The organism is Erythrobacter sp., assembly GCF_030066995.1.
Taxonomy (GTDB): Bacteria; Pseudomonadota; Alphaproteobacteria; order Sphingomonadales; family Sphingomonadaceae; genus Erythrobacter.
In genome coordinates this window covers 277,300-290,111 of record NZ_JASJAP010000001.1, presented here as the reverse complement: position 1 = coordinate 290,111, position 12,812 = coordinate 277,300, and the positions used below count along the sequence as shown (strand labels likewise).

General features: G+C 55.8%; 9 protein-coding genes. 5 read left to right on the top strand and 4 right to left on the bottom strand.

The genetic code is table 11. The features are described 5' to 3' along the window. The first annotated feature begins 10 nt into the window (after positions 1 to 10). Entirely contained in the window at positions 11 to 463 is a 453-nt protein-coding gene (locus QNI87_RS01445) for a (2Fe-2S)-binding protein (RefSeq protein WP_300592972.1), read from the top strand. 291 nt (positions 464 to 754) lie between these two features. Here the strand turns inward: QNI87_RS01445 and QNI87_RS01440 are convergent, their stop codons facing one another. After that, entirely contained in the window at positions 755 to 943 is a 189-nt protein-coding gene (locus tag QNI87_RS01440) for a helix-turn-helix domain-containing protein (protein ID WP_300592968.1), read from the bottom strand. After that, on the bottom strand, positions 940 to 1,146 hold the full coding sequence (locus tag QNI87_RS01435) for an AlpA family transcriptional regulator (protein ID WP_300592965.1): 207 nt from the start codon (positions 1,144 to 1,146) through the stop codon (positions 940 to 942). Before QNI87_RS01435 ends, QNI87_RS01440 begins: the two co-directional genes overlap by 4 nt. Before the next feature lie 619 nt (positions 1,147 to 1,765). Between QNI87_RS01435 and QNI87_RS01430 the strand changes: the two genes are divergently transcribed. The 4 genes from QNI87_RS01430 (at position 1,766) to QNI87_RS01415 (ending at position 12,124) form a co-directional block, all read left to right on the top strand. Beyond that, entirely contained in the window at positions 1,766 to 5,719 is a 3,954-nt protein-coding gene (locus QNI87_RS01430; RefSeq protein ID WP_300592962.1) for a hypothetical protein, read from the top strand. Positions 5,720 to 5,819: 100 nt separating this feature from the next. After that, a complete protein-coding gene (locus tag QNI87_RS01425) occupies positions 5,820 to 8,645 on the top strand; it encodes a TerB N-terminal domain-containing protein (protein ID WP_300592959.1) in 2,826 nt (941 codons plus the stop codon). A gap of 3 nt (positions 8,646 to 8,648) precedes the next feature. Next, positions 8,649 to 9,953: an ATP-binding protein gene (locus QNI87_RS01420; protein ID WP_300592957.1), complete on the top strand. Its 1,305-nt coding sequence runs from the start codon at positions 8,649 to 8,651 to the stop codon at positions 9,951 to 9,953. Then, complete coding sequence (locus QNI87_RS01415) at positions 9,950 to 12,124, top strand: DEAD/DEAH box helicase (protein WP_300592954.1); 2,175 nt, start codon at positions 9,950 to 9,952, stop codon at positions 12,122 to 12,124. Before QNI87_RS01420 ends, QNI87_RS01415 begins: the two co-directional genes overlap by 4 nt. A 28-nt stretch (positions 12,125 to 12,152) precedes the next feature. Here QNI87_RS01415 and QNI87_RS01410 read toward each other — a convergent pair whose 3' ends face one another. Continuing rightward, positions 12,153 to 12,386 carry a conjugal transfer protein TraD gene (locus tag QNI87_RS01410; RefSeq protein ID WP_300592951.1) on the bottom strand — a complete coding sequence of 78 codons (234 nt, stop codon included), beginning with the start codon at positions 12,384 to 12,386 and terminating at the stop codon, positions 12,153 to 12,155. Between the two features lie 22 nt (positions 12,387 to 12,408). After that, positions 12,409 to 12,714, bottom strand: coding sequence for a conjugal transfer protein TraD (locus QNI87_RS01405; protein WP_300592948.1), 306 nt, complete (start codon positions 12,712 to 12,714; stop codon positions 12,409 to 12,411). Positions 12,715 to 12,812: the final 98 nt, after the last annotated feature.

Genomic DNA, 12,812 nt, shown 5'->3' with positions numbered 1-12,812 from the left:
GGAGAAAGACATGGCTATCAAGCTGAAGATCAACGGGCAGGAACAGCCGGTTGACGCCGCGCCCGGAACACCGTTGCTGTGGGTCCTGCGCGACCACTTGAAGATGACCGGCACCAAGTTTGGCTGCGGCGTCGCGCAATGCGGCGCGTGCACCGTCCATATCGATGGCACCCCGACGCGGTCTTGCGTGCTGCCGCACGACTCGCTCGAGGGCGCTGAGATCACCACGATCGAAGGTATTGAGGGCCGCGCAGCCGAAGCCATTCGCGAAGTGTGGATCGAGGACAACGTCCCGCAATGCGGCTATTGTCAGTCCGGGCAGATCATGGCGGCCACCGCTCTGATCGCGGAAAACGCCAACCCAAGCGACGCCGAAATCGACGCGGCCATGACCAACCTGTGCCGCTGCGCGACCTATATGAGCATCCGCCGCGCGATCAAGAAAGCGGCCTCAAAGGTCTGAACGCCGCGCAGCACTGCCCCAAGGGGGGCAGAGACGTTTCAAGAAGCGGCTCTGAGAAAGGGTCAGGGCTTGAATCGAACCGGAAAAATAACCCTTTGATATCAATTCTGTTCTTGGAATGAGCGCGAGGCTTCCCCCACACTCTCCCCCACATTTTCGTTCATTTAACGGTGGTTCGGTTCAGCGTTTTGACCAAAAAGCTGAATAAATGGGCGGTTCGCGGAGCGCCTGAGCGCAACATAATGGCACGTTCTGACACTGTCCAATTGCGAGCTCGCGGCTTGGTCGGTTTTATGCCCGACACCGCTCCACCAGTCGATGTAAACTGGCTGTCGTGATGCGCGTTGCCTTGCCGATCTTGACCGTTTCGAGTTCGCCACAGGAGATCAGCTCATAAAGCTTTGTGCGCCCGACACCGATCATGCGGGCAGCGTCATTGACCCGGACGCAGATCGGCTCGACAGATTGATTGCCGATCATTCCGCCGGTTCCTCTTCACGATAGTGCGCGGGATCGGCAATCCAGCGATTGATGGCAGACTCGTACCAGCCTGCGCCATGCACACTGATTTTCACCTGTGACGGGAAAGTGCCTTCGGCGATCTTGCGATAGATCGTGGAGCGGGAAAGGCCGGTGCGGCCGAGCACTGTTTTCAAACGGATGATGCGTTCTGTATTGGACATTGGGCGTTCTCACTTTGACATTGGCAGCCCCTCTACGGAACATAATGAGAACTTTTTGTTGCGACGCAAGGGTCAGTCCGAGTTGGGATTCGAGCTAATCTTCAACGATTTGGACGATTTGAAACGATTATGGACGATTTGGGATTTTTGCGGACAAACCGTTCCGATGCCCTCGGCTCGGAAGGTTTCTTCGCTCCACCCGATTTTGCGACAGACATGCGCTTATTTGCGACGGCGACGACGAATTTCCGCGCCAATGTTGCTCGATTTTGCGCGAATCCGGTTAGATATGTACCGCTAGCCCTATCCTTGCTGATTTCCCAATTTGCATGAGCGACAGAATTATTTGCTGTCGAACCTGGCCGCCCGCAATTACTGAAACTGGGCCAATTGCGGACGGTCCGGTTTTGCGCGATAAAAGGCCGAAAGCCGACGTTCTTGCCTTGCCAAGTTCAGCCGAGATACTCTTCATATCTACACAATCGCGCGACCAGTGCATTACCTGCGCAGTCTGCTTGCGCTTAACCTTCACAGTATCCATTTCTTCCTAATGCAAGGGCCTGAGAAATCGTACATATCGCGGCGCCTCAAGTACGAGCTTAACGGCGAACCGCACGAAATGAGCGATCTCGATTGCGCGCATCATGCGCGCTCGATCGTGCTTCTGGGAGAACCCGGCCTCGGCAAGAGCAAAACGCTAAAAATGATGGGCGACGAGATCGGCGTAACGCCAGTCCGTGCCAGCACCCTCTCTCACAGCAGCTCCCCCGCATCTTTTGTGGAAGGCGGCGTGATCCTTGTCGATGGGATCGACGAATTGGCCTCGCGTAAAGACGGCGATGCGCTTGAGCTAGTTTTCGCTCGTCTTCGCGAGTCCGGTGCATCGCGATTTGTTGCGGCTTGCCGAAGCAGAGAATGGACCGCATTTGCCGCGCGCGGAGTCGAATGGGCACAGCCGCTGAGTTGCCGCTTAAGCCCCTTGGAGTGGACTGAAGCGCTGGAGTTACTGCGCATTGAATGCAGCAGCGTCGAGCCGGAGAAGGTATTGAACCATCTCGACAACGTGGGCTTGGCAGAGCTTTATCAAAATCCATTGACCCTTTCATTGATCGGCAGCGTCGCGAGCAAAAGAACCGGATTACCTAGAACACGCGGAGAATTGTTCGACCTTGCCACGGCACAATTAGTTGTCGAGCACGACCCCGAACGGGCGCCGAGTGCGCTCGCAGAACTCGACCTTGAGAGCGCTTTGGATGCTGCGGGAGCAGCCATGGCGGCCATCCTAATTGCTGGTCTCGAAGCCATAGCAGACACAGGTGCTGTGCCCTCGGCGCAGTACGAGTTGGCTCTCGGCGATATCGCCAAGCTGCCTTTGGCGACTCATATCTCAACTGTCTTGAGCTCTAAGCTGTTCGTATCGATTGGAGTTGGTAAAGCCGCACCGTTGCACCGCGTTATCGCTGAATTCTTAGGCGCACGTTGGTTATCGAAAACTTGCCGAACTAAAAGGGTGCGCCGGCGATTGTACGAGGCATTGACGCCTGGCGGCAATGTACCAGCGAGTTTGCGCGGTTTGCACGCTTGGCTTGTGTATCATGATGATCGTTTTGCCCAGGCAGCTATCGATACAGATGCGTACGGTCTCATCAGGCATGGTGATGTTTCGCTCTTGTCCGACACAATGGGTCGTTACTTGCTGGATAGCCTTGTAGCGCTTGGCGAGAAGAGTGAATGGTTTCGCGCATCGGATTGGGGTAGTGCCCCCCTTGGCGGATTGATGCGCAAATCCCTCGCCGACCCTGTTCGCGAGCTGATCTGTTCTGAAACCATACCGTTTCACACTCGTAGTCTGATAATTGAGAGTCTCGCCGGCACGCAATTGGCGCGAGATCTGCGACCTGAGCTTGAAGAGATTCTCGCCAATCGAGCCTTCAGTTATCATGAACGTGCGGAAGCTGTAGATGCACTTTTCGACTTCTGGGATCAGCCAGAGTTAGCAGAAAGGCTGCGAACCCTATCGAATCTGGGTGATGAGGATTCGACCCGGATCGCGCGCCGCCTATACGAAAAATCGACTTCTGCGTTTCCGAGCGAGTTGATTGTCAGGGTTATTGTTGCAGATTTTGGCCTACTCGCCTCCCCTTGGCCCAAAGTGAGGGATCAACGATCGCGCACACTGCGATGGAGTGAGCCACTTATTGAGCGCATACCCGCAGCCTCGGCTCCCAGCATTCTTGATGGGCTCGCCGCTTATATCGGGATGGATCCAAATCTTCATTGGTCGCTGCGATCTGACTTTGCGAGGATCATGGCAGGGCTTGTAGCCATATCGCTCAACACAGGTCATGCGGGCAAAAACGATGCCGCTCGCATATGGTCCTGGCTATCAGCGATTGATCGTCTGGATAGGGATCGCAGTGATGATATCGGCCCCCTTATTGAAGCGCTGAGAAATGCCGAAGACGTGCGTCGAGCCGTTCAGGACTACGCTCTCAAAGTTCCACTGTCGGAGGAAGAGCTTTGGCGCGCTGAATACGACCTTGCGAAGAACCATGTCGGACTCATATCGTATCCGGGCGATGCGCAAAGACTGTTGTTCGAGTGTGACTATTCCAATCGCCTTCAACCGGCTGTCCGTCGATACTTCAAAGATTGTCTTCGGATAGCTTACACAGCTGATGCGGGCGATTTGTCAGAAGAGGCGAATGCATTTGTCGCTCGGTTTGTGTCAGGCGATGAAGAATATGAAGCGTTCCTTCGCAAGCTGATCAATCCACCCAAGCAGGACTGGGAAAAGCGCCAAGAGAAGGAGGCTGCGAAACGAGCGCGTGCGCGCAGGGTCGCTAGAGAGTGGCGGCGGAGACGCTATGGTGAGGATGCTGCCGCCCTGCGATCAGGTGACGTAAATGCTCTTTTCAAACCAGCGTCGGTTTACCTCGGCAGAATAGGCAACGAAAGTCACGCATCCGATCCGAATAAGCGGGTCATCGAATGGTGTGATGAAACAACTGCCGACATCCTCTTGGTGGGTTTAGAAACTTTTCTCAAAGCGAGCTTACTACTCGACCCGAAGGCGGTATCCAACAGCCTAGCGTCGGGTGGGTACTGCCGATGGCGCTATGTGGTTTATGCGGCGATGGTTGCCCGTGAGATCGCTGGTTGCGGGTATGAGGATCTCGCCCAAGACCGCCGCTTCGCGATGCTAATGGTGTGTCATGACGAGGGATCTTATGCTCTCAACCACAAGTTACTGGGTCAAGCCCTTCAACGCCTGGAAACTGAAACAATCGGAAATCCTAAAGAGCGACAAGCTTTCATTGATGAGTGGCTTGGGCCTTCCATCGTGGCCAATCGGCGGCATATTCCTGGCCTTTACATGATGGCACGGAAACCTGAATGGCGCACCGCTGCCATACCGCTTGCAGCGAAGTGGTTGAGTAATTGCCCCGATATTGATGCAGTCACAGAGCTTGAGCTTATCGACATCTTAGTCTCTGCAAGCGAGCATAAGGCTCTCGCTGATATTGCGCGAGCGCGCGACGAACGCGTTTTTCCCGACATCGACAGAATGCTGACATGGTTGGCGATTGATATCATGACGCGCTTCGATGAAGTCGAAGATGCGCTCGGAACTCTCGCCACCGACCATCCTGATTTTCTTTGGTTTTTGCGCAATCGGTTCCAGCCTGAACGTCACGGTCCGCTTGGCTGGACAAGCGTCGATTCTGCAGCGTGGATCATTGATGCATTTCGTACACTCTGGCCGCATGAGAGATTGGAAGGATCAGGTTCGGGAGACTGTAACGGTTACGATGCGACTAATTTCTTAGAGGGGCTGATCGACCGTATAGCCGGAGAAATTGAGCCTGCTGCTATCGGAGCACTTGGATCACTCGCCGATGCACCAACCGATAGCTACACTCCAAAGTTGCGCCTCGCCGAGGCTAGCCAGCAGCAAGCAGTGGCCGGGCGCTTGTTTGTACCGCTTCCTCCCCAAGATCTAAGCGAGCTTCTGGCCGACGGCCCGCCTGCCACCGCAGTTGATCTCAAAGTCTTGGTGCTGGAAACGTTAGAAGAAGCGCAGGCCGCCATACGTGGCGATGACCTCGACACTGTCGATCTTTTCTGGACCGATGAAGGCAAACCGCGGACAGAAAATGAATGCCGTGATCGACTGGCTGGGCTGATCTCTCCAAAGCTTGAGAACTATAACGTACTCCGAATGACGGAAGCCGATATGCCTGCCGGCAAGCGTGCTGACCTTGCTTTTGCTATCGGTCAGATTCAGCTTCCTCTCGAAGCAAAGGGGCAGTGGCATGACGAGGTTTGGGACGCCGCCGAAGGGCAACTTGCTGATCTCTATTTGCGCGATTGGCGCAGCAACGGCCTCGGAATTTACTTAGTATTTTGGTTCGGCGACGTACCGAGTGCAACCGGCCGGCGCCTTAAATTGCATCCAGACGGTGATCCAGCTCCGCATGATACCAGCGCAATGGCTGACATGCTGCGCTATCGCCTTCCTCCAGATCGCCGCAGAGATATCACGATAGTCGTGTTGGACTGCAGAAGGTAACTTACCTTTTCAGCCTCTCCCCGTGACGAGCAGATTCCGCCTTTTTTGGAGCAACGAAAAAGATCGTGACGCTCGCTTCGAATAGTGACACAAATCTCATATGTCATTCATTTGGAAAATCGTCCGGATTTCCGTGCTTTATATTGCGAGCTTTTTCGCATGCATAGTAATCGCCGCGATTGGGTTGGGCGCCTTTCCTGAGGGCATCCAAACGTTCTTCGCCCTTCTTGGGCCAATCGGTTTCGTGTGGTGGTACGAAAAGCGCAGATTGGTAAAAAGGCATCCGGACAAAACCGCTCAGCATAAGCAAGTCGGACACCAGCCAGCTCAACTCTTGCGAAAGCGGCAAATCCGCACTGATCGGTACGAAGAACAGTCGCGATCTCGAGATAGCAAAACTGCGCAGCTAACAACCGAAGAAGGTGGGAATGATAGTCGAGGTATCAACGGAACGAAGGAAAACCGTGTTTCGGAGCCATCTCGAACGCAAGAGCTTCGCCAGAAACTTTTTGGTGACGATACGTCGATTTTCGACCCGAAAAACACCGAGCGCGTGGCTGAAATTGCGTCTCGGAATTTGACATCCAAGACGGACGGCGATGTAGCGAAGACCGAAGCTTCCACGAGGAAAGGTTTTGGAAGGGTTCCAGAGAGTCCGCCTGTCGAAAGTTCGGATCAGCCGAAGGCAGGCGTTCATCCTGCAGTGTCAGAGAACGCAAGACCTAAGAATGAAGATCGGGGCTATTCACGCATCGAGGAACTGCGTCACAAGCTTCTCAAAAAAGAGGCAAAGGCAGAACAATCGTCACGGCGGCCGACACCTCGAAGTGCCCGAGGCTGGATACCTAAGGGGCAAGCCTTACAATTTGCAGGCCGGGTGATCGATGGCATGGTCTACTTTGGCACTCCTCCAAAAGTAGGTTCCTCGTATTATCGCGAACCGTGCCGAGCCTACATCGATCCTTCCCTTTCGGTAGCGAAATCTGGTGAAGACCGTCACGGCACACAAATGTCGTATTGGCCCGGATATTCTAACATCCCCGCTGTATGTCGAGCCACCTATCTCGATTGGCTGAGTTCAGATCGCTCTGATGGGTCTGTCAACGTCGGCTACATGTTTATATTCTTTTACGGGCTGGAGCGACGTTTCCTCCTTGATAGCCCTGATGACTTTGAAAAGCAGCAGATCATAGCGGAAGTGCGGCGCTTGAAAGCGTTGTTTGGCGATAACTATTCTGCCCAACGGTATCTTGGTGAGTTTCTTGACCTTGCCAGTGTTGCCAACATGCAAGGCGTCTCCGTCGATGATGACGAACTGAAAAATTCGATACTGGAGAACCGCAGCTGGGATCTGCCGGTTGCCCTGAAAATCGTTCTTGGAACTCTGATTGTGAATGACAGCCCAATCAACGCTGATTGGATGTACCTTTGGTTCGTCTGTCACCCTGAAACCCGCTTGCGGACCCCAGCGAAAAGGTGCTCCGACGAATTCAGGGCGTTATTCCAGCACAAGTTTTCTGCGAAGTATCCCGAAGGGCTAAAGGTCCGAAAGCCTAAGCGGAAACTCAAACTACAATACCGTGCGGCGTCAGGAGAGTTTACGGGGGACTTCACTCCTTCAACTGGCCAAGCGGGCGACACTCAAATCCCTGATGTCTCAGAAGTTCGATCCCCATTACAAAAAGCGCAGAAGATCGCAGATGAGGCTATAGATGAACTCGACAAGTTCAGCCGATATCTTGGACGAAATCCAGATGGCCGTGGGAGCATAGAAGCACAGGCGCTGTTACCAGCCGAGCTTTGGGGTCTGTTCCCGTCAGAAGAGTTGGAAGAACTCAAGGAATGGGCGCGCGAACAAGTAGCCGAAGGCGGGCTGGTCCCAGCACTTGATGTGATCGCGCGCCTAGAAGGGGAAACGCCGGAGAAGCTGGGTAAGCGGAACTTGACTGGCGCAGCAGATGCACTCGCCCGGATCGGCTTCGGTATGGCTCCCGACCCAAGATTTTCACTGCGTGGACCGAAGATCGACGAACCAGTCGTGATCTTCGAACTGGGCGAGCCGGTCGAACAGCTTGAAGAGGTCTCCCCGGCCTATCGGACTGAATTGTTCGAATTGGCACTGGCAACTTTCGTTGCACATGCTGACAGCAAACTTGTGGAAGCGGAACGCAGGTCACTGCGTGACAAGGTCGAGACAACCACTGGGCTGAAGGAGCTGGAGCGAAAGCGTCTCTACGCCAACCTCGACTGGTATCTCGATGTTCCACCAGACATGTCATGGCTGCGGAGCAAGCTGAAAGATGCGGACGCTGAGCATCATCTGGCCTTGCGCGCTGCGGTAGTCGCAATCGCGCACGCTGACAGCGTGATTCAGTCTGAAGAAGTGGCTTGCATCGAGGAGATCTACAAGGCTCTGGGAATCGATGCTGGCCTCGTTTACGCCGACCTCCATGCTGGCGACGTGCCAGACGGCCCTGTTCGCGTCAAAGCCGCCGAAGCTGAAGCAACAGGCGAACAAATACCGGACGAGCCGAAAGCCAAAGCCGCTTCGCTCGATGCAGCGCGTATCGCCGCTATTCGAAATGACACCGAGCGCGTTTCAAGTGTTCTGGGCGAGATATTCTCGACCGACGAAGACGTGAGCGACGAGGCCATCGCAGCACATGCTCTTCCATCGTCAATGGCTGGCCTCGATCCCAAGCACGCAATGCTTGTTGAGGAGATAATCCAGCGCGAACACTGGACCGACGAAGAGTTTGACGAGATCGTCTGCAAGCAAGGCCTCATGCCGTCTGGCGCGCTTGAGGTAGTCAACGAGTGGGCTTTCGATAAATTCGATGGGGCCCTGCTCGATGAATATGACGGATATGACGTGTCGCCGGACATAGCCGAGGCACTGAAGGCCAAGATCGCGAAGGGGGAATAATTCATGTCGAGACTGAAACCGCGCGAACGCGACGCTATTGTGCAGGCGCTACGGGCAGGGGTTGTTCCCAAATTGGGGCTTCGGCACATCCAGGTCGGACGGGCGCGTGAGATCGAAGAACTCGTCAAGGACATGGACCGGATCGCCGATGGCGGCTCTGCAATTCGCTTTATCATCGGCGAGTATGGCTCCGGCAAGACCTTCTTCATGAACCTCATCCGGCTTGTGGCGCTCGAAAAGGGACTGGTCGTCATGTTTGCCGACCTTGCCCCGGATCGACGCATCCACGCGACCGGCGGGCAAGCGCGGGGCCTCTACGCGGAGATGGCGCGAAATCTTTCCACCCGTACCAAGCCAGATGGCGGTGCATTGTCGAATGTTGTCGAACGGTTTGTCAGCCAGGCCCAGCACGATGCCGAGGCACAAGAACAATCGACAGACGAGGTCATTCGCCAGCGCCTTGCTCATTTCGAGGAGCTGACAGGTGGCTTCGACTTCGCGCAGGTGATCCGCCGGTATTGGGAGGGACACGAAACCGGCGATGAAGAGCTACAATCGGCAGCGATCCGCTGGCTACGTGGTGAATTTGCGACCAAGACCGATGCTCGCAAGGCTCTCGGTGTTCGCACGATCGTCAATGACGCCAGCGTCTACGACCACCTCAAACTGATGTCGGCATTCGTCTGTGAAGCGGGTTACAAGGGCTTGCTCGTTGGACTCGACGAGATGGTCAACCTCTACAAGCTGACTTCATCGCAAGCCCGCAATGCGAACTATGAGCAAATCCTGCGCATTCTGAACGACGTGCTCCAAGGCAGCGCGGAGAACCTTGGGTTCCTCATGGGAGGAACGCCGGAATTCCTCATGAATACGCGGCGCGGCCTTTACAGCTATGAGGCCCTCCAGTCTCGCCTCGCAGAGAACACCTTTGCGCGTGACGGATTGGTCGATCTCTCCGGGCCGGTCATTCGACTGGCCAGCCTTACGCCTGAAGACCTGTTTGTGCTCCTAGCCAACATTCGCGCCGTCATGCAGGGCGATGAAGCAATCCTGCCAGACAACGCCTTGGAAGCGTTTATGGCACACTGTTCGGACAGGATCGGGGAGGCATATTTCAGAACCCCCCGGAACACGGTCACGGCTTTCGTGAATCTTCTGGCGGTGCTCGAACAGAACCCCGGCGTCGAATGGTCGGACCTCATCGAAGAACTCGACGTGGCGGAGGATTCCGGTGACGACATGAGCGACGTGGATGAGAGCGTTGGCGCTGTTCCCGAGAGCGACGAGCTAGCCAGCTTCCGACTGTGAGCGCGGCATTCGACAAGCTGGCTCGACCAATCCAGAAATGGATACGTCAGCAAGGCTGGAATGAATTGCGCGATATTCAGGCGCGCGCAACGCACGTGCTTATGGACGGCAATCGTGACCTGATTGTCGCTGCCAGCACCGCCGGAGGTAAGACTGAAGCCGCATTCCTCCCGCTACTGTCCCAGGTGCTCGATGAACCCAGTGAGGACTCCGGATTTGATGTTCTGTACGTCGCACCACTGAAGGCGCTCATCACCGATCAGGCGCGGCGACTTGAAGAAATTTGTCGCGATACAGACTTGTCTATCACGCCGTGGCATGGCGACGTTTCGTCATCGGTGAAGGCCAAGGCTACCAAGCGACCGAGGGGCGTGCTGCTAATCACCCCGGAGTCTTTTGAAGCCCTATTCATTCGACGCGGATTAGAGATTCCGAGGCTGTTTGGCGCAACGCGCGCAGTCATTCTCGATGAATTGCATTCGGTCCTCGAAAGTGAGCGCGGCATCCAGATGCGTTCGCTTCTCACGCGCCTCGAAATTGCTTTAAAGAGACCTATTCGCCGGGTTGGTTTGTCGGCCACACTCGGAGATATGGAGCTGGCGAAGGCTTATCTTCGTCCTGACAGCCCCAGTGAAGTCGAACAGGTCATTGCCGAAGGCGGATCAGCCGAATTGCAGCTTCAGCTCCGTGGCTACGTTGCTGGCGACAAGGACGATGAAGGCCCTTCAGCGACGGATGCCATTGCGCAGCATCTATTCGAACACCTGAGAGGCAGCGACAATCTTGTCTTTGGCGGTGCGCGTCAGGCAGTTGAAATCTACTCAGATCGGTTGCGCGCACTTTGCGAAAAGGAACATCTGCCGCAGGAGTTTTACCCTCACCATGCCAGCCTATCGCGCGAGCATCGAGACTTCGTCGAACGTCGCCTGAAAGACGGTACTGCGCCGACGACTGCCATCTGCACTTCCACGCTGGAATTGGGGATCGATATTGGCGATGTAACCTGTGTCGGCCAGATTGGCGCACCGTTCAGCGTCGCATCGCTCAGGCAAATGCTTGGCCGATCAGGGCGGCGACCGGGCAAGCCAGCCATCCTTCGGCAATACGCAGTCGAGGCGAAGCTTACGCCGACGAGCAATTTTTCTGACCGTCTTCGCCTTGGCATGGTGCGGGCCATTGCGATGATCGAATTGCTTCTGGAAGGCTGGTGCGAACCGCCGCAACGCGAGGCCCTGCACCTTTCGACCCTAGTTCACCAAGTCCTCTCGGTGATCGCCGAGCGGGGCGGAATACGTGCACAACAACTATACGGGATCCTATGCAAAATCGGACCATTCCGCCAAGTCGATACCCAGCTGTTCCTGGATGTTTTGCGAGCACTCGGGCAACCTGAGGTCGCGCTTATTGAGCAAACCAGTGACGGACTCTTGCTGCTCGGTGCCAATGGCGAGAAGCTGGTCGAGCACTATAGCTTCTATGCCGTGTTCCAGACACCCGAGGAATACCGGCTGATTTCCGGCGGTAAGGAGCTTGGAACACTCCCCATCGACAACATGATTGCGCCCGGAATGCTTCTTATCTTTTCGGGCAGGCGCTGGCTGGTGCAGGAAGTTCTCGACCGGGATCGTGTCATCCTGGTTGCACCGGCGAAAGCCGGAGTGCCGCCCATCTTTGGAGGCGACCCTGGCAACATCCATGACCGGGTGATCGAGCGAATGTTCGACGTTCTACAAGGACAAAAGCGCCCGATCTATCTCGATGTGACTGCTCTGGCGCTGCTCGAAGAGGCACGCAGCAATTACGGCCAACTGCAATTTGGCCCCGGAAGGATTGCGCAGCTCAGCGACAACGCTGCTGTCATAGCGACCAAAACGGGTTCCGTTCGGACAACGACCTTGGCACTCGGCCTACGCGCCAACGGCTTCACCGTGCAGACACACGATGGGTTTCTGGAAGTGTTTGGGAAGGACGAAAGTCCGGAGTTGATCGACGCACTTTCAGCTCTGGCAGATGGCAAAGAGGTGGACCTATTTGCTCATTCACCGAACCTTTTGTTCGAGAAATTCCACCCACATTTGACAGAGGAATTGCTGCAGAAAGATGCATTGTCCGCTCACCTAGACGCTAGCGGATTGGCTGAGTTGACCCGCTCAATTTTAGGACGGGATTAGCGCACCAATTGCCGTTCGGACTGCGCCGCTATCCATCGTTCGATTGCTCCGCCTCAAACGCCCGCTTTCCCTTGCGCCGGAACAGCACCAGTGCTTGCGCGCCATCAGGCCCGCGCAGCTTGGCGGCAACGGTGAGGAACGCGCCGTAGAGCGCGGCGCGATCATCGTCGGTCAGCTCGACCAAATCGGCCTTGGCGACCAGCCCGCCCAGCTCGATTAGTTGCCGGGTGCGTTCCCGTCGTTTGACCTTCCATTCGCGCATGTCGGTTCTTGCCTTTGCCGCTTCAAGTCGATGCCGCGCCGCCGTTGAGCGGGAGAGTGCCTTCCGACTGTTTGCTAGCTCCGCTCGAATTGCCGCGTGACTTGCCCTGAAAGAAGGCCGCGCCGCGCTTGCGCCAGCCCTCCCCGGTCGCCTTGTCGGTGTTGGAAGCCGCATCTAGCAGCACCCCTGCCAAGACATCGGCATCGAGCGCGTCGGCTCCGGTTGCCGTGACCAGCGCACCGAGGTCGCGCACGCGGCGTTCCTTCAACTGCTTTGCCTTGTCGGCCAGTGCCTTCAGTTCCGAATCAAAATCGCGAGGTTTGCGCATGGGTCATCTCCATCGTTGGTGTGATGGAGCCATCTTAATCGTGCTTGTAATCCAATGCAGTAAGGTCGCCGGGACAGTGTGATACCGCCTAGTCCCGA